Below are 21,882 nucleotides of genomic sequence, written 5' to 3' on the forward strand. Positions count from 1 at the left end.
GGGTTATCGTTAAAACGGATTTCAAAAAAATGTTAGTCAATGACCGTGTTAAACCATACTTATTAAAAGCCCGTTATGGGATTGAAAAAGAAAGTAAACGAGTTGACTTATCCGGAAATTTAGCTAACACAGATCATCCTAAAAGTATTTCGCTGCGAGATGATCATCCGTATATTCAGCGCGATTTTTCAGAATTACAGATGGAAATAATCACACCTGTTACTGAGACATTAGAGGAACTGTTTAATTACTTAGCAGCGATCCATGATGTTGCTTATCGTTCTATGGGTGATAAGGAAATGCTTTGGCCTTTAAGTATGCCGCCAAATTTACCAGAAAAAGAAGAAGATATTGTGATTGCGAAATTGAAAAGTGTTGAAAATGTTCGATATCGCCAAACTTTATCCCAGTCTTATGGCCGTCGTAAACAAATGTTTTGTGGTGTTCATTTCAACTTTGAATTCGGCGATGAGCTAATCCAAGCGTTATTTAACACGCAATCGGAGATTAAAGATTATCAACATTTTAAAACAGAGACGTATCTAAAAGTCACAAGAAACTATTTACACTATCGGTGGATATTCACTTATTTTTATGGAGCTTCTCCGAGTAGTGAAAAGAATTTTTTCAAAGAAGATTCTTTGAATGAGGCAGTAAGAAGCATTAGAAGCAGTAAGTATGGGTATACAAATTCCGATGAGGTTCAAGTGTCATATAGTAGTATACAGAATTATCTATCAAATCTTTCGTTGATGGTTAAAAGAGGGCTTCTATCAGAAGAAAAAGAATTTTATTCACCTGTCCGTTTAAGAGGCGGACATCATGTTTCAGATTTAGAAGATCACGGTGTTCGTTATATTGAATTGCGCAATATAGATTTAAATCCTTTTGAAACGTATGGAATTAGCTATGAACAAGCAGAATTTCTCCATCTTTTCTTACTTTATTTACTATGGAAAGATGAAGGAGAAAATTGTGATGAATGGGTAAAAAAGGGTGACTTTTACAATGATATAGTGGCTCTTGAGCATCCATTAGAGCACACACAATTTGAAACAGAAGCTAAAACTATGATTGATGAGATGGAACATGTAGCAGCCATTTTAAATTTGACTATCTCAGATACGTTATTTGTTCATCTGAGAGAAATGCTAATGGATCCAAGCAAGACTTTAGCTGGAAGACTTTATAAAGAAAGTGAAAAAAGCAGTCAAGGTCAAGTGGCTACAACGATTGCTAAAGAAAATTATAAACAATCATGGAAAAAGCCATATCAATTAACAGGATTTACAGACATGGAGTTGTCCACTCAGATTTTAATGTTTGATTGCTTACAGCAAGGAATCAAGGTAGAAGTTTTGGATCGACAGGCTCAATTTTTAAAGCTTCAAATAAAAGATCATGTGGAATATGTGAAAAATGGGAATATGACAAGTAAAGATAGTTATATATCCCCTTTAATTATGGAAAATAAAACAGTAACAAAGAAAATTCTTCAACAACATGGATTCCGTGTGCCTAAGGGTGAGGAATTTCAGACAATAGAACAGGCTTTACGTTCCTATGATCTCTTTTGCACCAAACCTTTTGTTGTGAAGCCGAAAACAACCAACTATGGATTAGGAATATCGATCTTCAAAGAAGGTGCAAATTACAAAGATTATCAACAAGCCATCACACTAGCATTTAAAGAGGATTCATCTGTGTTAATAGAAGAATTTATTAATGGAACAGAGTATCGATTTTTTGTGTTAAATGATCGAGTTTATGCTGTTTTATTACGAACTCCTGCGAATGTGGAAGGTGACGGTAAACATACAATTGAAGAGTTAGTCATGCAAAAGAATCGTGATCCGATAAGAGGAAGAGACCATAGGACACCTTTAGAAAGAATACAATTAGGTGAATTAGAGAACCTGATGCTTAAAGGTCAAGGATATCAAATGGATTCGATTCCAAAAAATGGAGAAATCGTCTATTTGCGTGAAAACTCTAATATTAGTACAGGTGGGGACTCGATTGATGTGACAGATCAAATTCCTGATGATTATAAAAAAATGGCAGTCGATGCAGTATCTGCACTTGGAGCCAAAATTTGTGGTATTGATTTGATTATTGAAAATACAGAAGTTCCTTCTTCTAATAAAAATGCTTACGGAATTATTGAAGCCAACTTTAATCCATCCATGTATATGCATATCTATCCATATAAAGGAGAGTCTCGACGTTTAACTATGCATATCATCCATTATTTATTCCCTGAACTATTGCAAAGTCAGTCAAATTAGGAGTACCACTAGCAATACGCGGATTTCCAACGTTAAGCTGTTGAGTGACAATAAAGGTAGTTCCTGTTCAACTCTCAACTATGCATAACCCCGTTTTCTTAGCGTTTTCTTAGTAAGGACGGGGTTAAAATAAGATTGGTTAAATACTAGTGTTTTATAATAATGACATTAAAGTGAGGAGATTGAGCGATGATGACTACTTATGAAGAAAATGTAGCTAGTTTTGATAAAATTGATTCCGCAAAAGCACAGGAATTGGTAAAAGGGGAAGGCGAAGCTGTTATCTATATTGGCAAGGCAGTATGTCCTTATTGTCAAATATTCATTAAAAAACTAAAAAAAGTTGCTGAAGAAACGGATACTCATATCTATTATGTCAATAGTGTGGAAAAATTCGATATGGAAGGTATTACGGCCTTCCGTAATGAATACGACATCCCAACGGTTCCTGGCTTCATCTTTACTAATGGTGACACCGTAAACGTGAAATGCGATTCATCCATGCCAGAAAAAGAAATCAATGCTTTTATGAATAAATAATTCAATTGCAAAGCGACAATTGTCTGGCACTTGGCGCTTTGCTGTTAAGAGCGAGATAAAATAAATAAAAAGTTTACCATATTTCATCCCTCCCTTTTCCTTTATTATAAGCTATAGATATTACATATCATCAATCTAACAGTGAAATTTGAATTACTTCAATTTTAAAATTAACTAAATTTTCTTCTTTATAACAATGATTCTTTTCTATCATATTTAAATTTCTTATTTATTCAAGACAAGGGCGCAAATGTTGAATAAGCACGACGAAAAAACTTGCGCAATACAACGATAATATTCAATAGAAAAGGATATTCAACAATCAGGCGCATTTAAGAATGCGTCTTTTTCATTTTAGGGCCAGATTGCAACAAAAAATATGAAGATTAAAATGGATATTTATGTTAAAGTGCAAATGAGTTTGGGAAAGATTGTACTTAAAGTAACTGGAAGTTTATTTGAACTAATAAATTAATCAGAAAGTGATAATTCCTTAAAATAACTATTGAATGTTTACGAGGGGTAGGGTACTATAACCTAGTTGGTTTGAACTATTTATTGGTGATAATTTCTTAAACGTTAAAGGCAAACCTAACGAAAGAAGGGGGCGCAAAACTGCAGGTCTAAGGTGTTTACTATGACAGCTGGGTAACTATTCATAAGGATAGAAAAACAATTGGATTCATTGAGGTAAAATGGTGTCGATTAGATAACCAAACAATTGATGCTGAAGTTATGGGTATGCCTGTAACAATTAATGGTGAGCAATTTATTCAACAGTTCTTTCGAGATATTACAGATCAGAAAAAAGCACAGAAGTTTATACATCACATGGCTTACCATGACGCATTAACAGGATTAGCTAATAGGCAATTGTTTGAAAATAAGGTGAATGAAGCCTTAAGAGATATACAGGTAAAGAAAAAGAGATTAGCTGTAATGTTTCTTGATTTAGATGGATTTAAGAGAATAAATGATACACTAGGTCAAAGATACAGGTGATTTAGTTTTAAAAGAGGTTACTAAATGATTAGAAACTTGTATTCGTGGAAATGATACATTATCAAGGTTAGCTGGGGATGAATTCACGATACTCTTACCAGAGGTTGGCAAAGAAAAAGAGGATGCATTTAAGGTAGCCAAAAGAATATTAGATTCATTAGATTCTCCTTTTATTATTAATGATAACGAAATAAAAGTTACCACAAGTATTGGAATCTCCATTTATACAAATGGTGTAGTAAATGCTAAAGATTTATTGAAACAAGCAGATACGGCAATGTACACAGCTAAAAAAAGAGGGAAAAACAACTTTCAAGTATATAAAACTGTCTAGAATGTTAACTAAAGATATATTAACCAAGCTTATTGATAAGGGTTTGTTCTTCAACTAACTCGTAAGAAAACTAGCAAGAAAATTGGTGGCAATAGCTAAAAATCATGAACCATATTGTTCTCAGAAAGTACGACCATTAGCACCTATAGTAGCATAATTCTAATCGTGAACTAAGTATGGCTTAAAAGTAAATTACCACCTAAGACGATTACGGTCAAAGTGATCGTCTTTTCATATTTGACATATACTGCACAGCAAAGGTCTTCATTTTTATATGGTGACTTTGTGAAAGAGTGGATTAAACTATAGAGTGAAGGACTCTTTTATAGTGCAAAAGTCTTGAGTTGAAAATAAATGAGCAAAAATTGAAAGTATTCCTTCTAAAGCTGAAAAAATACAATAAAGAAAATTCCGTATCTTTAGGGAGATTTTCTTTATTGTATTTTAAAAACATATAAAATAGATATTAAATGATAAAATTTCTATTTTACATATGACGACTGATTTTGCTTATAAATAAGCTTCTTTACAACTATGGAGGATAAAAAAATGCGCAACTTGTTTGGAAGAAAGTATTATGTCTCCAAAATATAGTTATAAAAGATAGTTCCAAAAAATGAACAATAAAATGAGGTTTTCGAGCATGTTTTCATTACCTAATTCCAAAGACATTGTTTTTCTGGAAGGTGCATATTCTTCACCCATCGTTTTTTTATCAATTGTAATAGCTTGTCTCGCATCATATACTGCACTGTCAATGAATGAGAGAATACAACAAAACAGCTTTTTTCATCATAACTTTTGGTTAACTCTTGCTTCGATCGCTATGGGTCTAGGTATTTGGTCTATGCACTTTATAGGGATGGCCGCCTTTATGCTTCCAGTTTCGATGAATTATGATATAAAGATTACAAGTTTATCTGTTGTACCAGCTATTATCGCCTCATTTTTAGCTTTTTATATTGCTAGCAGACCGAAACGATCAATATGGTCATATATATTCTCGGGAATGATAATGGGTCTAGGGATATCAGCAATGCACTATGTAGGCATGGCTGCAATGAAAATGGAAGCAGATTATGTGTACAGACCATGGGTTTTTACAGCTTCTGTTTGTATTGCTATCATTGTGTCACTGGTCGCAATATATATATTCTCAACAAAGCAACAATTTATGAGGAATTTTCTAATTAAAGGTATAACGGCAGTCGTAATGGGATTAGCCGTTGCTAGTATGCATTATACTGGTATGGAAGCAATTATTTTTTATGTGCCTAATCATTCTAATCAACTAATACATAACATGGTTGAAATGGACATGTCCCTATTGATTTTGGGAGTTTCAGTAGGTATATTCATCTTCCTTTGTTTAACAGTTTTATCAAGCTTGTTAGATCGTTACATTGACTATCGATTTAATTATTTTGATGCGTTAACAAAGTTACCGAACAGAAGGCAGTTTGATAAATTATATAAGAATTCTGCTACCGTCAAAAGTCTAGCCATATTACACATACATGATCTAGAAACATGGAATAGCACACATGGTTATGGATTTGGTGATGAGATCATCCGAACTTTTGGAAAGATTTCACTTCAATATAAGCCAATATCAGTTGAGTTGTACCGCATTGAAGGACATCGTTTTGCATTACTTATGAATGATAGTGATAATATCGATCGCTTAAAACTAGCAATGGTTCAAGTTCTATCCGTTATGTCAAAACCATTCGTTATACACGAACAATTAGCCTCAATTAAAATAGTATGTGCATACTCAGTTGCACTTAAAGAAGAGAATGTGAATCAGTTGTATAACAACGCAATGGCAGTTTTAAATCACCCCACAATTAAATATGACCAAGAAGTCATTGAGTATGATCCAACCATTCATACCTATACGTTTGATCGCATCTTAATTTCAGATATAGACCAAGCCATGGAGAGAAATGAATTATATCTTGTATATCAGCCAAAGGTTTGTACAAGCACGAATGAGATAGTTGGTGTAGAAGCACTATTGCGCTGGAAACATCCTATCCACGGTGCCATATCCCCAGGTGTATTTATACCAATTTTAGAAGAGCACGGTAAAATTTTTGACGTGACAGATTGGATTATTGATAAAGTCTGTCACCAAATCGCAGAATGGAAATCAATGAATTACTCTGCTTGGCAGGTGGCAGTTAATATTCCAGGTCCCTATGTTACATCACAAAGGCTAATCATGGTGTTAAAAGAATGTATTAAAAGGTATACTATTGATGGTAGATATCTAGAATTGGAGATTACGGAGACGAGTGTTGTAAAAAATATTGATAATGCTATTAGTGCTGTCAATATTCTACGGGATTACGGTTTTACAGTTGCTCTAGACGATTTTGGAACAGGTGTTTCTTCCCTGTCTTATTTAAAGCGATTACCAATAACAACGTTGAAGATTGATAAATCATTTGTTGATGGTGTACCCGACTCAGAAAATGATTCTGCTATTATCAATGCTATTATTACACTTAGTTCCTCATTAAACTTAAACACCGTCATTGAGGGTGTTGAAACAAAAGAGCAGGTAGACTTTCTAAGAACAATTTCCGAAGCCCTAATTGTCCAAGGATATTACTTCGCACGTCCAATGCATGCGGAAGAACTTCTTGATTGGTACGAAGACTTTAAGAAAAAACAAGTGGAATTTGTATTATAATTTTTAGTTAATACAAACTTAAATAATTTCTAAAAGGAGTTATTCTATGGCTACCTACTATATAGAACCTCAAAAACAGACACTTCACGGCTCTTTTTCCAAAAGCTTTAAACCAATAGTAACAATAAATTCTGGGGATTCTGTTCGTTATTCTACACTTGATGCATTATGGGGAATCGAACCTTTTAAAACAACAGATAATCGCAGAGTTTTTGAAACAAAAGGGTTAAAACAAAATAGTGGTCACGCCCTTTGTGGTCCAATAGCCATTAACGGTGCTAAGCCAGGTATGGTTCTAATGATTAAAATCAATGAAATTCGTCCAGCTTCTTGGGGATGGAGTTTTGCAGGTGGTTCAAATCAATTCAAAAGGCGATTAGGGTTAGAAGAACAAGATGGGTATCACTTAAATTGGGAGTTAGATACAAAAAATATGATTGGAATAAGTCAGTTCAATCATCAAGTTTCTTTATCACCCTTTATGGGGACTATGGGGATGCCTCCAAATGAACCTGGAATTCATTCAACTATCCCTCCACGATTTTGCGGTGGAAATATTGATTGTAAAGAACTAGTTGAAGAAAGTATTTTATATCTCCCAATTCCTATTTCTGGGGGATTGTTCTCAGTTGGGGACGGACACGCCTTACAAGGTGATGGTGAAGTTAGCACGCAAGCGATTGAATGCCCAATGGATGTTGTAGATTTAACTTTTACGCTTAAAGATGACTTGAATTTATCTATGCCCCGTGCTAATACCCCAGCAGGTTGGATTACTTTTGGATTTTACGATGACCTTGATGAGGCTTGTTTGATTGCACTTGACGGAATGCTAGACCTCATGGAAGAACTTTACGGTTTCAGTCGTAAAGAAGCTTATACTCTAGCTAGTTTGACAGTAAATATGAGGATTACTCAAATCGTTAATGGAACTAAAGGTGTTCACGCAATTCTACCTCACGATGCTTTTATTAATTAAATACAATTTTAATTCCTTACTTCTTCTTACTAATGAAGGGCAGGGGTATGACATTTCTCCTATTAAGAGTATGTGAAGGATTGTACTTATAGTAATGGTGTAAATTAAGTTAAGAAACAACGTACGTTTCCATATAGGATCTTGACCTAATTTTATCCATATTTTAGAATGAAACTAATATAAACAGTGCGATGATGAAGAAGAGTAAACTATCAAGAACGCTTCAGAGAGCTGATGGTTGGTGGAAATCAGTGCGGGACGTTAGTTGAATGGGCTTTTGAGCAACTAAACTGAATTATTTAGTAGGTTTAGCGAATTGTCTTACCGTTAAAAGAGACTAAGTATTGAAACAACTATCATGTTTCTGTACGGATAAGTGCGTTTGCTTATGTGAACGAATTAAGGTGGCACCACGGGTTACTCGTCCTTTTATTTTGGGATGGGTAGCCCTTTTTGTATTTAATTATATTAATGAGGGAGGTTTATTTATGAGTAAAACTATATTAACTGGAATAAAATCAACAGGAATAGATTTATCGAAGAACCACGTGAAAAATATAATGAACTAATGGCCTCTCCAGATAAAATAGACGCAATCCTTAGAGATGGAGCAGAAAAAGCAAGGTCTCTCACTTCACCATTTTTAATGGAAATTAAGAGTAAAATCGGTATTTATGTATAATCAATAAGAGACATTGTGAAGCATTGTATTTAAACAAACGGGTGTGTTCCTGCAACACCAGAAGGAGCGTTTTTTCACTAATGTTTCAGGAAAGTTGAAGAAGAACAGTTTTATATTACCAATTTATGTATTATGAGTTATAATAATTTTAATCTTTCAAATGAGGTGAACGGAATGTCTAATCGTATTGTTCGAAGTAATTAGTTTTCGGGTTGGAAAAAACGCGTACCAGCCATAAAGGGAGGGGTCTGCCCTTTTTTGAAAACAAAAACTTGGAACAGTGTTGTTAGTCATTATGCAACGACAATCTCAAGACACTGAACTGCGTCTAAGGTTTTTTACATTTGAAAGGTGGAAAAAAATATGAATGAATTAGATTATAAAAGCTTTTATGACAAAGTTGGGAAAACAAACGGTTGGGATTTTAGTAAATTAAAAGTTTCATTAGAAGGAGCATTGTGGGATTTCAATGAAGAAATAAAGAAAAAATCGAAGCCTTCAGACATTCTTCTAGATATTGGGACAGGTGGAGGAGAAAATGTATTAACTATTGCTTCCTCGCTCCTTTTCTTAGTGGGTATAGATATATCCACTGGAATGATTGAAACAGCTCAAAATAATTTAATGAAATCTAGTATATCAAATGTTCGATTTTCTCAAATGTCTTCTGACGAATTAAAATTCCCTGCTCGATTTTTTGATGTAGTTACGTGCCGTCACGCACCATTTAGTTCAATAGAAATTGCAAAAGTATTAAAAAAGGGCGGGTACTTTTTAACTCAACAAGTCGGTGAAAGAGATAAGATAAATATAAAAAAAGCATTTAATCAAGGGCAATTGGTTGAAGAAAATGAGGCATTATTAACACGGTATGTCCGAGAGCTAAAAGAAACAGGTTTTTCTGAAGTTGAATACTTAGAATATGATGCTAATGACTATTATCAAAGACCTGAAGATCTCATATTCTTACTTAAACATACGCCTACCATCCCTAATTTTGGTGAAGAAAATCACGACTTTGAAATATTGAATGATTTTATTGAAAACAATCGAACTGAAAAAGGAATTCGAACAAATTCCAAAAGGTTTCTAATAATAGCAAAAAAGTAATCATGTTACTTACAACTTGTGTTGGTGCCCTTAATGGTTAAAAACAGTAATGTTGCACAGTGCCTCCAATCATATTGGGGGCATTTTTTAAATTTTTATAGGAGAGTGGATAAATTGCTATTAAAAAATGATTACACAAACTTGTTTGAAGATGTACATACTCATGTAAAGGAAAGTGCTGAAAAGATGGGTTCCAGCGGTGACGCTCTATTTATTATCCATAACGACAAAATCGTAACAGAGTCTTATTTTGGTAAACAGTCGAATGCTTCACATGCTCGAGATGTGAAAGCAGACACTCAATTCCACATTGCCTCCGTAAGAAAGGCTTATATCGGTTTTGCTGCTGCTTACGCTATATACCATGGCTACTTTTCCATTGATGATCCGATTCGATGGTTTGTTGAAGACTCTCATTTATCCGCATATGAAGGTGTAACCATTCGTCACTTAATAACCCACACACATGGATTAAAAATAGCTGATGGTAAATTAATTAGTGAATATAAACCCGGTGAATTATGGGCATATAGAGGTCCCAGTATTGAGTTGTTAACAACGATTATCAAAAAAACAACGGGACAGTCCGTTGCTGATATTGTAAAAGAGCAGGTCATTGATCCAGTCGGCTTACAATCAACAGAATGGATTAAGATGAGTCAGCCTCACTCAAAAATTGCAAACACTATTCGAGATGCAGATAACTTGTTCTGGACTGAGACGGATGTAGTAGATGGTTCTGGAATGAATATGTATGTGTCTGCACAAGAGCTTGCTTTATGGGGCTACCTTCATTTAACAGAAGGGAAATGGGGAGGAAAACAGCTTATTCCTAGAGAAATCATTCAAATGGCAACATCCATTCAGACTCCTAACCCGAGACTTCCTATTCATAAGAACGGATTTTTATGGTTTGTAAAAGACACGAACCATACCTTTAACCAAATAGGCGATACCCTTCCAAAAGGCTCCTATCAATTACTCGGCTACACAAATGTAGCTCTGCTCGTCATTCCAGAGGAAAACGTAGTAGCGGTAAGAATGTTTAACTATTATGGTTCACCTGAAGGATACGATTATCTTAACGACATTCGCTCTTTTGGAGACACTGTTTATAAATGTTCTATAAAGACAAGTCCAACGCAATAACACCAAAGTTTGGAAAGTGTCGCAGTGTTTTACAATCAGTCGTACAGCCATTGCAAAACATCTTCATATACTTTCAGAAGCAAATTTAGTGAGTGGAAAAAAAGTAGGCAGAGAAAAAATTTATCAGTTACAACCAGAACCGTTAACAGAAGTAAAACAATGGCTTTCTTACTACGAACAATTTTGGAATAACAAGTTGTCAATTCTTAAACATGTAGTTGAAAATGACGATGATAATGGCAGAATTCCTTAGTATTTTTTACAGCTAAAAAAGATTCTACAAGAATATGAGGATAGCTTAACTGTAAAGACGGATATGGAGGATGAATACTATCAAACACTCCCAAATAATCCTGTTACTAAATCCTGTGAAGGGTATTTTGGGTGTATTCATCTTAAGAAAAGCTATGTGAGTTTTTATCTTATGCCTGTTTATGTTAATTCAGAATTACTTGAAGGTATCTCACAGACTCTAAAAAAGCGAATGCAAAGAAAGTCATGTTTCATTTTAAAGAAAATCGATAAAGCGTTATTTGAAGAATTACAGGAGAGAACGGAAAAAGGGTTTTATAAATATAAAGCTAGTGGATGGTTAAAATAGGGAGGAATAAGGAGTGCCAGATCAAGCTGCTACAATTAAGAAACTACAGTTAAAAGATCAGAGTAAACCAATATTGATTATAAATGCTCCGAAGGAATACGGAGAAGTTATAAAAGTCTTTGAAGCGGAAGTACATAAAGAGATTGGATTAGATTCGTATCCATTCGTACAGGTATTCGGTTCTTCTAATGAAGAAATCCAAACATATGCGAAGAAGGGTTCAGAGGTTGTGGAAGAAGACGGCTTATTATGGCTTTGTTATCCTAAAAAATCATCGAAGGTGTATAAAGTATCCAATTGTAGTCGTGAGACAGTCGCTACTTTACTAGCTGATGAGGGCTTTGAACCAGTTCGTCAAGTAGCTATTGATGAAGATTGGTCCGCATTGCGTTTCAGACCAGTTGATAAAATTAAGAATATGACAAGAAAAAGGGCGGTAACAGAAAAAGGAAAAAAGCGAATTGAAAAGTAAATAGTTATGGCAAGTATATTCGAGGCACTCCTATACTTGCCGTTTTTTAATTCAGGTTATTCAACAAAAGGGTACGAGTATTTCGAGCAACACTTCAACTAAAGTGCAGTTCATTTTGGAGTTATTAAGTGGCAGCGGTAAACAAAGTCAGATTTATGAAATTAGTCTCTAAAATATTCATATCTAAATTGGATTTTATTAAAGTGTGGAAGAGATTTGTCCTTAAACTATAGCGTGCTTATTTGAAAATGTTCGGGGCCGTAAAAAAGTGTCTCACTTTTTGGACACGTTTGACGGACCGAAGTGACCTCGAGCGGCTAGGCGCTGGAGCTAGACTGTTATCCACAGAACCAAAATCTATAGTTTCCTAGACAATAAAAAAAGCTGGCATTTACCAGCTTGAAAATCAATCATTTTTTAATTCGGAGCAACACAACTGTTACTTACCTTGATGTGCTTCTTTTAATTTTTCTATGTCAAATTTTTTCATTTGAAGAAATGCTTTTGTTAATCGATCCAGTTGTTCGTTCGTCCCGTCTGCCATCATTTCTCCCATAACCTCTGGCCAGATTTGCCACGAGACACCGTACTTATCTTTCAACCAACCACATTGTTCAGTTTTTGGATCTGAGGAAAGTTTTTCCCAATAGTAATCTATTTCTTCTTGATTCTCACACCGAACTAAAAGTGAAATGGCTTCATTAAAATTGAAGGCATGTGGCTGAGCGCTGTCCATTGCGGCAAACCATTGATTCTCAATCATAAAATCTGTAAATATCAATGTCCCTTCCTTTTCTGGTTCCATGCCAGCTGGATAACGAGCGATTTCCCCTCGTCGTGAATCATTGAAAACAGAAAGATAAAAGTCACTGGCTGCTTCTGCTTTACCGCATACTTCTTGAACATACATCATTGAAGGTATGATAAATGGTCGTTTCTTACCTTCTGAGTTTGTGAGGATCAGCTGCCATGTCAGGCCATACTTATCCTGTATCCATCCGTAGCGTTTACTGAACGGATATTCTTGAAGTGGCATAAGTGGTGTCCCGTCTTGGGACAGCTTTTCCCACAATTGATCTAATTTTTCCCTTGCGTTCTTATCTATTGAAGGATCAAAATTGACAAAAAAAGAAATCGAAGGATTGAACTGAAAATTTGGACCTCCATTTATGGCCATGAATGAATATCCTGATATATTAAAAGAAACGACATCGCTATCTCCAGATGGCGTGTTGCGAACTGTTGTGATATTGGTGACTTTTGAATCAGGAAAAATGGTTGTGTAAAATTGAGTAGCTTCTTTTGCTTCATAATTAAACCACAGATGGGGGACAATTTTTTGAGTTATAATTGAGATTTCCTCCTTTTTAATTATGAATTATAGCTTCTGTTTTTTGAATATGCGGCTGTCTTAAGTAATATCTTTATTTGATCTCGTTCAGATGCTCTTCCAGACGGTTCCAAGTTTCGGTGATACCTTGTAGCATGCCCATGTCCATAACGGATTTGAGAGCTTCTGCAGACACATATTCAGCACGGTTAACTAGCTTCGTTTTCCCATCTAGTTCAATGAATTCCAATGTGACCTCGGTTGATGGCATATCCTTGTTGATATTGCCTTCGGCATCCGAGAAATAATCGGTGTAAACGATTGTCTCTGACTCGATAATATCCTTATATATAACTTTGCCCCAAGATTCCATTCCGTAAAATTCACCTTGATTTCTGTCCATGCACTTCATGCAATAGTGCCATATACCGCCTGGTCGGAAATCAATGTGGCAAACTGGAAGTTCCCAACCATTAGGTCCCCACCAATGCTTAAGGTGCTCATGATCTTTAAACATTTTGAATACCATATCGCGTGGTGCATCGAATATGCGTTCCAGTATTAATACGCGATCGTTCTCTACTCTTGAACTTATTTCGTTGATTAACATCTTAACTCCTCCATTCAAGTAAATGATTTTTTTAGGCAAAATTGAATGCTCATCCAAAAAGGGAAAGGTCATTTATGACTACAATATTTATTTACTCTGCTTATCTATACATCAATTAAGTGGTTTTTTTCCCTGCAATACTTTGAGATAATCGTCCAACCGATCCATCCGAGCTTCCCAAACTCGACGGTAGGATTCAAGCCAAGTATCTAACTCTTGAAACGGTTCTGGTCTCAGTCTATAAATACGACGATTAGCTACTTGCTGAACTTCGACCAGACGGGCATCGCTTAATACACGAAGATGTTTCGAGGTTTGGGGTTGGTTTAACTTTAGCTGCTTCGCAATTTCTCCTACTGGAAGCGGTTCGTTTAGAAGAAGTTCGACGATATCAAGTCGATTGGGTTCAGATAGGGCACTGAAGATTTGCACGTTCATGTTGAATTCTCTCCCAACTGTGTATTTTTCTTAAGAATATAAGTGCATGTGACTACATTAAGGACACCACCTCCGAAATTCCACAATTACTATGTCATACCTTGTTGTTTATTACATTATTCCACATTGGGAATATTCCAGTCAAGGAATATTGTAATTTTCTTTATCGTTATGAAATCTCGGTCTTAGTAGACTAAATACTGCAATAATTATCTCCATTTGTAATAGGTGACTTTTTGGAAGGAAATAATGAATTTATAGTAACGAGTTAGTTCGAGATAGTAAAAACTGAGCGGTTTTCAATAATTCGGAGGCGGTAAGTTATTTGAAGAACCCTCTCAAACATCATTGTTTTGAGAGGGTTTTAAGAGTAAAAATTATTTCGAGTAATATTTGTACTTCTACTGTTAATTAAAGCAATACAATGGGCCAATCGCTCTACCCCGAGTTTAATTTGACTCTCATCGACTTGAGATATGCTTAAACGCAGGAGATTTTCCTTTTTATATTCTGGTAAAAACATTCTAGAGGCATCATCAATATAGATATGCTGCTCGTTTAGCATATGAACTACCTGTTTCGCGGTTACATTCTCCGGCAAACTGATGGATAGATAGAACCCTGAAGTAGGTTTTGAAAAATCAGTATTAGCTGGTAGCAATACTTCACATGCTTCTTGGAGTATTTGCATTTTAGTACGGTAGAACTCTTTTATCTTTTTCAGATGGTTATTAAACATTCCACTTTTTAAATAAATTTCAAGAGCACCTTGAGAAAGTGCTGAACTGTTAAAATCCGAGCTGAATTTATATCGCAAAAAATTATTAATCATTAATGTAGGAAGAACAACTGTGGCAATTCGTAACCCTGGGAGAAAAACTTTTGAAAAGCTTTTAATATAGATCACTCTCCCGGAAGGATCATAAGAAAATAAAGGATCTGATTTTGCATTTGGGTCAAGGTCTCCTAAAAAATCATCTTCCACTATATATACATCGTATTTTTCAGCTAACTCAACGATCTTTTTCTTTTCAATATTCGAGTAACAGTGTCCAAGTGGATTATGAAATCTCGGAATAATATAGAAAAATTTTATATCATTGTTTCGAAAAATGTATTCCAGACGATCAAAATCTATGCCTTCCATCGATAACTCAATTCCAAAAGTATTAGCTTGTTGTAGGTTGATAGACTCAATGAAGCCGAAATAAGTAGGCTGTTCAATAAGGATATTGTTCTTTCCATTTGGAAACGGCATAGAAACGAGTAAATTAAGGGCTTGCTGAGATCCAGAAACAACGACTAATCTTTCAGGTTGAGTGAACACTTGTAGATTCTGAAGATATTTTACTAACTGTACCCGTAATGAGTAAAGACCTTGTTGATCAGAGTATGTGAAAAGCTCTTCTTTATAATGTTCAATTGCTTGATTCATACAGTGTTGAAAATCAACATAAGGCATAACGTTTTTATCTGGGCCAGCAGACAAGAAATCAATCACATCAATTTCGTCCGTCTCATGTTTAAAATCATTTACTACAAAGTAGCCGCTTTTAGGAACGGAATAAATGAAATGCTCTTTTTCTAGTTCTTCATATGCTTTAATGACCGTATTTTTACTACATGAAAAATGCTCAGATAGCTGACGAATAGAAGGTAGTTTACTCCCTGCATTAAGTGACCCATCTGCTAGCCTATGCTTAATTTCCTCCATTATCTTAACGTATTTTGAGCTCATATATGTATTCTCCTTCAAACTAAACTGTACAGGTACAGTCGAGTGAAAAAATGGTTTATTTGTATTATGTGTACCTATTAATATGTTAATTATATCAGAACTGTTTTTAAGAAAAAAAGTAAAAATGGTACAGATATGATACGAAGTAAGAAGGGTAGGTAGGATATGATGCAGAGAAAAATCAGAGAGAAATATGGGTTATTATTGGGATTAGTAGGCGTTATATGTTTTAGCTTAACGCTCCCTGCTACAAGTATGGCAGTAGAGTTTTTTGGGACCACGGTTGTCGGGTTAGGAAGGACAGTTGTTGTCGCTATTTTAGTTGCAGTTGTATTGTTGGTTCGAAAAGAAAAACTCCCTTCTCCTCGCCAATTCAAAAGTCTACTTGTTATTGCTTTTGGCGCTGTTTTAGGATTTCCCCTCCTTACTTCTTGGGCAATGGAAACCTTGCCTGTTTCTCATGGAGCTATGGAACTAGCGCTGCTCCCATTAGCCACAGCTGGAATTGCAATGTTTAGAGCTGGTGAAGTCCCATCTCTCAAATTCTGGATTTCAAGTATAATTGGCTCGTTAGCTGTTATTGTGTATGCCCTTCACCTCGGGTTCGGTCAATTACAATTTGCCGATTTAGCTTTACTAGCAGCAGTGATAATACTTGGACTTAGTTATGTTGAGGGTGGGAATTTAGCGAAAGAATTAGGAAGTTGGCAAGTCATTGCTTGGGCGATTATGATCGGTGCCCCATTTTTTATTATTCCAGTTGGGCTAAACCTTACAACTGAAATGCTCCATGCTCCCATACATGCTTGGGTCAGTTTCTTTTATCTCGCAGTTGTTAGTCAATTTCTGGCATATGTTGCTTGGTATAGCGGAATGGCTATGGGCGGAATAGCAAGAGTTAGTCAGATTCAATACTTACAACCATTTTTGATGATACTATTTGCAACAGTTTTCCTCAATGAATCTATCACATTTTTCACTCTTATCATAGCTGTGATCGTTGTCTTTTCTGTTATTTCAGGCAAAAATGCTCCCGTATCAAAAAAAGCATTTGTATGAAAGAAAAACTAGCTCCCTGTTGACTTGCTAATTAATTAAGTAGGGGAAGGGAGGAGGCTCATCAGTATTATATTCATAGAGGGTTTGTAGAATTTGACTAAGAGGGGAAACAAATTAACAATCATATATTAAAGGTATGAAAATATAAGTGAAAAAGTTGGACTTAAGTATATAAAAGCTGGTTATTGTGAATTAATTCACTTAAACTATCGGGTGCATTCCTTAAACAAGCAGGGATTGTCTCTTTTCTTATTGAAGTAACTGAGACTATGGAGGGAGTCGTTTTATAATGAAAAAAGTAATGTCATTTTTCATATTTGTTCTATTATCAGCTGGATGTAGTTCGGAATTGACTTTCACCGAAATTGAAATTGCTAATATGAATAATGATGTTCGTACTTTTTTGAAAGTGTAGAGGACACAAATGGTGTACATCTTTATTTCGAAGTGGACAGGGTAATATATGTGATGTTAAATGGAAAAAACATGATACAGGGTGAAAATGCTATTCATTTTACCGATTTTAGTGTGGATTCACACGGTAAAATATTAAACATTCATTATATTGAAGAAGAAACTGAAAATTATTCAGGTGCAACTTTAAAGCTTCAGGTAGTATATAAAATACACAAAGATAAGCAGTATGAAACAATGCGAAGTTTTAAAAATGGCAATGAAGTGGCGTTTGAAGCTGTGTCAGGAAACTAATTAACAATCTTCACTAACGGGTTGAGACAGCTCCTTTTTGTGCTAACGGGCAGTAAGTATCATTTCTTAATACATAGTAGACGGATACTGCGCAGTAAAGTTGTTCATTTTTAAATGACTTTGTGAATGAATGTACTTAAGCTAAATCTTAAGATTTGTGTAGCTCGTTCAATGGTATACCGTATTAATAGGTAAAAATATTGCTAAAGCCCACTATGATTACAGCCATCTAGTACTAACTAGTGTAAGTAGGAGTTAGAATTTATTAAATTGTTTACTTCTTTCTCGACCTTTAAATTATCCAACCAAAAAATGTGGTAGTTCGTTAAGAGCAGTTCAATTATATGGAATTGAACTGCTTATTTGTTTGAGGCGACTATTATAGATATAGTAATTACTTCAACTGCCTCTCCCAAAAAATATTCGTTGATGAGTTGAGTATATATAAATCATTTTTAGAGGATAGTAAAAACATCAATTTTAATTATGATGTAAATCGCTAAAAGGAGGGTATATAGTGGACTATAACGAAACAGCCAGGGAGATTCTTCGTAATGTCGGTGGCCAAGAAAATGTCCAACAGGCCATTCATTGTATGACTCGATTACGTTTTAACTTGAATGATAACACCAAAGTGAATAGAACTGAACTTGAAAATGTCCCAGGTGTTATGGGTACTAATATAAGTGGTAGCCAGTTTCAAGTCATTATAGGTAATGAAGTGCCTAAAGTGTACAACGCAATTATGGAGAATAGCAACCTCGGGGCAGGAGGAACTAAAAATAATGGTGCACCTAAGGAAAAAGAAGGTATAATTAGTACCATTTTTGATGTTATTTCTGGTACATTCACCCCTATTCTACCAGCCATTGCTGGTGCCGGAATGATCAAGGGGATACTCGCAATTGTCACGACATTTGGCTGGCTTTCACCTGAGAGTCAAACGTATATTATCCTAAATGCAATTGGTGACGGTGCTTTCTTTTTCTTACCAATCCTGTTAGCTTTTAGTGCGGCAAAGAAGTTCGGAAGCAATCCGTTTATCGGGGCTGCAATTGCTGCTGCTATTTTACATCCTAGTATTACATCCTTACTAGGAGCAGCCGAGCAAGTACATTTTTTAGGGCTTCCAGTGACTGCAGTTACATATTCGTCCACTGTAATTCCCATATTACTTGGAATATGGATTGCCTCTTATGTTGAAAGGCTAGTTGACCGGATTACACATAGCTCTATCAAACTCATTGTAGTACCGACGTTAACTTTGTTGATTATGGTGCCTATCATTTTAATAACAGTAGGACCTTTAGGATTTATCATAGGTGAATGGTTGTCAGTGGGAGTGGAAACGTTATTCAATGTAGCTGGCTTCCTTGCATCCGCATTACTAGGGGGAACATGGTCGTTAATTATTATGACGGGTATGCACTACGCCTTTTTACCAATCGTATTTAATAACATTGCCACAAATGGTTATGATTACTTAATCACTACGATGTTTGCTGCTAATATGGGACAGGCTGGAGCAGCACTGGCTGTTGGATTAAAATCAAAAGACAAACAATTTAGAGCATTAGCAACAACGACTAGTTTAACCGCGCTTATGGGTATTACAGAACCGGCTATGTACGGGGTAAATATGAGGCTTAAGAAGCCATTCATCGCTGCACTCATTGGTGGTGCTGCAGGTGGATTATGGATGGGCATCTTTAATGTAAAATACTATATTTTAGGCGGTAATGTTGGATTACCTGGTGTTGCTTCTCTAATAGGACCAACCTTCCTTCAAGGTATCATTGGTATGGTAATATCTTTTGTTGTTGCATTAATAGTTGGATTGCTGCTAGGTTTCAAGGATGTAACGAAAGCAACTACGGAGCCATTAGCACAGGATAAAGTAAATATAGTAGAGCGAGTAAATGAAGGGGAGCCTAACGGCGATGCAACAGTAAAGGCTGAAGATATAATGAGTCCATTAAATGGTGAAATAAAGGATTTATCGGAAGTAAATGATCCAACCTTCTCGAAAAGAATGATGGGTAACGGTATAGCGATAATTCCTAATGATGGAGTGGTTGTCTCTCCTGTAGAAGGAACTGTCACAGCCTTATTTCCGACCAACCATGCAATTGGTATTACAAGTAAAAATGGAGCAGAAATTTTAGTTCATGTTGGATTAGAAACTGTAAACCTAAATGGGAAATACTTTGATTCACATATTAATTTAGGTGATAGCGTTCAGCCTGGTGACAAGCTGATTACGTTTGATGTAAATGGAATTAAATCAGAAGGTTATGATTTAATTACACCTGTCATCATTTCCAACACAGACCGATATGAATCAATTAGTCCTGCTTGTGACAACAACATTCATAAAGGTGACATTCTTCTTCAACTTAAATAAAGACATATATTTTTAAAAAATTAGGGGGCAACAGTAAATGGAAAAAGAAACAAAGCGATTCCCAGAAGGATTTCTTTGGGGAGGGGCAACAGCTGCTAACCAATTAGAAGGAGCCTATAACGAAGATAAAAAAGGCCTGAATTTGGCGGATGTACTTCCTGGTGGAAAAGTACGTTTAGAGATCATAAGTAACCCAGGGTTTGACTTTGAAATAGATGAGAGCAAATACTACTATCCTAACCACGAAGCAATTGATTTTTACCATCGTTATAAGGAAGATATCGCTCTTTTTGCAGAAATGGGATTTAAATCATTTCGCTTGTCTATTGCTTGGTCTCGTATTTATCCTAACGGCGATGAGATGACTCCAAATGAAAAAGGGCTAGAGTTTTACGATAAAGTGTTTGATGAATTACACAAATATGGCATTGAACCAGTCGTAACTATATCTCATTATGAAACACCATTACATTTAATTAAAGAATATGGTGGTTGGAGAAACAGAAAACTCATCGAATTGTTCGAACGTTATGCTACTACGTTATTTAAACGTTACAAAGATAAAGTAAAGTATTGGATGACGTTTAATGAAATTAATGGGGCAACTCACTTACCCATTTTGGGACTAGGTTTCTCCCCGAAAAATGAAGATGTTCGCTTGCAAGAAAGTTTCCAAGGACTCCATCATCAATTCGTTGCAAGTGCATTAGCTGTAAAGGCTGGACATGAAATTATTCCAGATTCCAAAATCGGTTGTATGCTTATCTTTGCACCAGTCTATTCCATCGATGCTAATCCTGAGAACGTGATGCACGCACTCCGGGAAGAGCAAGTATTTAATTACCTTTGCGGGGATGTACAAGTTCGAGGGGAATATCCTGCATTCTCTAAACGTTACTTTAGGGAAAATGGAATTAAATTAGACATTCATGATGGTGACCTAGAGTTAATTAAACAATATCCAGTGGACTATATTGGGTTCAGCTACTATATGTCTCGTACAGAGAAGAAACACAAAACGGAAGAAGAAATAGGAGCAGGAAATTTAATTGGTGGTGTAAAGAACCCATTCTTGAAGGCAAGTGAGTGGGGATGGGAAATCGATCCAATTGGGTTAAGAATCTCCCTAAATCAGTTATATAACCGTTATAAAGTTCCGCTATTTATTGTCGAAAACGGGCTAGGTGCTATAGATAAAATCGAAGAAGATGGTTCCATTAATGATGATTACCGAATTAATTACTTACGGGAACATATTAAGGCGATGGCAGAAGCTATTGACGATGGGGTCGATTTAATTGGATTTACTAGTTGGGGCTGTATTGACCTTGTAAGTGCATCCACTGGTGAAATGTCTAAGCGCTATGGTTATATCTATGTCGATAAACATGATGATGGCAGCGGTACTTTAGAACGTAGAAGGAAAAAATCGTTCTATTGGTATAAAGATGTTATTTCCACAAATGGTGAAACACTATAGAGCCATTTAAGATTCTTTATAACTTGGAGGAGAGAAGGAGTTGTATATACTCCTTCTCTTCACATTGGTATAATACCCTTTTATCATTTAACTTACTTGGCCATTCCAATGAATAACCTTAAATCGCTATGTAACTTATAGGAAGACGAGAAACCACAAATCCACTTGCTGCATAGTACAAATATACTGGCTTAAGAGACGATTGCACTTGAAGTGATCGTCTTTTTTAATTACAGGCTAAAAACTCCAGGAAATTA

The 21,882-nt window shown here is 35.6% G+C and carries 18 protein-coding genes, 1 pseudogene, 1 riboswitch and 1 other annotated feature; of the genes and pseudogenes, 15 read left to right on the forward strand and 4 right to left on the reverse strand.

Translation table 11 applies throughout. From position 1 onward, the window contains the following. Window positions 1-29: 29 nt before the first annotated feature. From gshAB to CEF19_RS20240, 10 genes and pseudogenes are all read left to right on the forward strand, one after another. Complete coding sequence (gshAB, locus tag CEF19_RS20190; protein WP_100408388.1) at window positions 30-2,288, forward strand: bifunctional glutamate--cysteine ligase GshA/glutathione synthetase GshB; 2,259 nt, start codon at window positions 30-32, stop codon at window positions 2,286-2,288. Window positions 2,289-2,477: 189 nt separating this feature from the next. Further along, a complete protein-coding gene (locus tag CEF19_RS20195) occupies window positions 2,478-2,828 on the forward strand; it encodes a DUF6568 family protein (RefSeq protein WP_100407724.1) in 351 nt (116 codons plus the stop codon). Between the two features lie 574 nt (window positions 2,829-3,402). Further along, window positions 3,403-3,485: riboswitch (cyclic di-GMP riboswitch) on the forward strand. Between the two features lie 84 nt (window positions 3,486-3,569). After that, window positions 3,570-3,830, forward strand: coding sequence for a diguanylate cyclase domain-containing protein (locus CEF19_RS24035; RefSeq protein ID WP_157801028.1), 261 nt, complete (start codon window positions 3,570-3,572; stop codon window positions 3,828-3,830). A 40-nt stretch (window positions 3,831-3,870) separates the two neighbouring features. Next, a complete protein-coding gene (locus tag CEF19_RS24355) occupies window positions 3,871-4,164 on the forward strand; it encodes a diguanylate cyclase domain-containing protein (RefSeq protein WP_100408390.1) in 294 nt (97 codons plus the stop codon). 643 nt (window positions 4,165-4,807) lie between these two features. Next, window positions 4,808-6,865, forward strand: coding sequence for a bifunctional diguanylate cyclase/phosphodiesterase (locus tag CEF19_RS20210; RefSeq protein WP_198510334.1), 2,058 nt, complete (start codon window positions 4,808-4,810; stop codon window positions 6,863-6,865). Window positions 6,866-6,911: 46 nt separating this feature from the next. Then, window positions 6,912-7,844, forward strand: a complete 933-nt coding sequence (locus CEF19_RS20215) for an acetamidase/formamidase family protein (RefSeq protein ID WP_100407726.1) — start codon at window positions 6,912-6,914, stop codon at window positions 7,842-7,844. 182 nt (window positions 7,845-8,026) lie between these two features. Beyond that, window positions 8,027-8,276 (forward strand) — a binding site (T-box leader). A gap of 613 nt (window positions 8,277-8,889) precedes the next feature. After that, window positions 8,890-9,636, forward strand: coding sequence for a class I SAM-dependent methyltransferase (locus tag CEF19_RS20220; protein ID WP_100407727.1), 747 nt, complete (start codon window positions 8,890-8,892; stop codon window positions 9,634-9,636). Window positions 9,637-9,750: 114 nt separating this feature from the next. Further along, window positions 9,751-10,785, forward strand: a complete 1,035-nt coding sequence (locus CEF19_RS20225; protein ID WP_227522040.1) for a serine hydrolase domain-containing protein — start codon at window positions 9,751-9,753, stop codon at window positions 10,783-10,785. Between the two features lie 28 nt (window positions 10,786-10,813). Further along, a pseudogene (locus tag CEF19_RS20230) lies at window positions 10,814-11,038 on the forward strand (ArsR/SmtB family transcription factor); the annotation flags it as partial. 361 nt (window positions 11,039-11,399) lie between these two features. Further along, on the forward strand, window positions 11,400-11,858 hold the full coding sequence (locus CEF19_RS20240) for a DUF3052 domain-containing protein (RefSeq protein ID WP_100407730.1): 459 nt from the start codon (window positions 11,400-11,402) through the stop codon (window positions 11,856-11,858). A gap of 439 nt (window positions 11,859-12,297) precedes the next feature. Here the strand turns inward: CEF19_RS20240 and CEF19_RS20245 are convergent, their stop codons facing one another. The 4 genes from CEF19_RS20245 to CEF19_RS20260 form a co-directional block, all read right to left on the reverse strand. Further along, entirely contained in the window at window positions 12,298-13,233 is a 936-nt protein-coding gene (locus tag CEF19_RS20245; RefSeq protein WP_319830100.1) for a VOC family protein, read from the reverse strand. Between the two features lie 49 nt (window positions 13,234-13,282). Further along, complete coding sequence (locus CEF19_RS20250; protein ID WP_100407732.1) at window positions 13,283-13,798, reverse strand: SRPBCC domain-containing protein; 516 nt, start codon at window positions 13,796-13,798, stop codon at window positions 13,283-13,285. A gap of 111 nt (window positions 13,799-13,909) precedes the next feature. Further along, the gene (locus CEF19_RS20255; protein WP_100407733.1) at window positions 13,910-14,236 is read right to left on the reverse strand and encodes an ArsR/SmtB family transcription factor; all 327 of its coding nucleotides are present in this window, start codon (window positions 14,234-14,236) and stop codon (window positions 13,910-13,912) included. A 364-nt stretch (window positions 14,237-14,600) separates the two neighbouring features. Next, window positions 14,601-15,974 (reverse strand): aminotransferase-like domain-containing protein, encoded by a 1,374-nt coding sequence (locus CEF19_RS20260; protein WP_100407734.1) that lies wholly within the window; start codon window positions 15,972-15,974, stop codon window positions 14,601-14,603. 168 nt (window positions 15,975-16,142) lie between these two features. Between CEF19_RS20260 and CEF19_RS20265 the strand changes: the two genes are divergently transcribed. The 5 genes from CEF19_RS20265 (at window position 16,143) to CEF19_RS20280 (ending at window position 21,625) form a co-directional block, all read left to right on the forward strand. Then, window positions 16,143-17,033, forward strand: coding sequence for a DMT family transporter (locus CEF19_RS20265; protein ID WP_100408391.1), 891 nt, complete (start codon window positions 16,143-16,145; stop codon window positions 17,031-17,033). 289 nt (window positions 17,034-17,322) lie between these two features. Further along, entirely contained in the window at window positions 17,323-17,448 is a 126-nt protein-coding gene (locus tag CEF19_RS24040) for a hypothetical protein (RefSeq protein WP_264755141.1), read from the forward strand. A 53-nt stretch (window positions 17,449-17,501) separates the two neighbouring features. Continuing rightward, window positions 17,502-17,741, forward strand: a complete 240-nt coding sequence (locus CEF19_RS20270; RefSeq protein WP_100407735.1) for a hypothetical protein — start codon at window positions 17,502-17,504, stop codon at window positions 17,739-17,741. A 517-nt stretch (window positions 17,742-18,258) separates the two neighbouring features. Then, window positions 18,259-20,145, forward strand: coding sequence for a beta-glucoside-specific PTS transporter subunit IIABC (locus tag CEF19_RS20275; RefSeq protein WP_100407736.1), 1,887 nt, complete (start codon window positions 18,259-18,261; stop codon window positions 20,143-20,145). A 37-nt stretch (window positions 20,146-20,182) separates the two neighbouring features. Continuing rightward, complete coding sequence (locus CEF19_RS20280; protein ID WP_100407737.1) at window positions 20,183-21,625, forward strand: glycoside hydrolase family 1 protein; 1,443 nt, start codon at window positions 20,183-20,185, stop codon at window positions 21,623-21,625. Window positions 21,626-21,882: the final 257 nt, after the last annotated feature.

This window comes from Bacillus solitudinis (assembly GCF_002797395.1).
Classification (GTDB): Bacteria; Bacillota; Bacilli; order Bacillales; family Bacillaceae_D; genus Halalkalibacter_A; species Halalkalibacter_A solitudinis.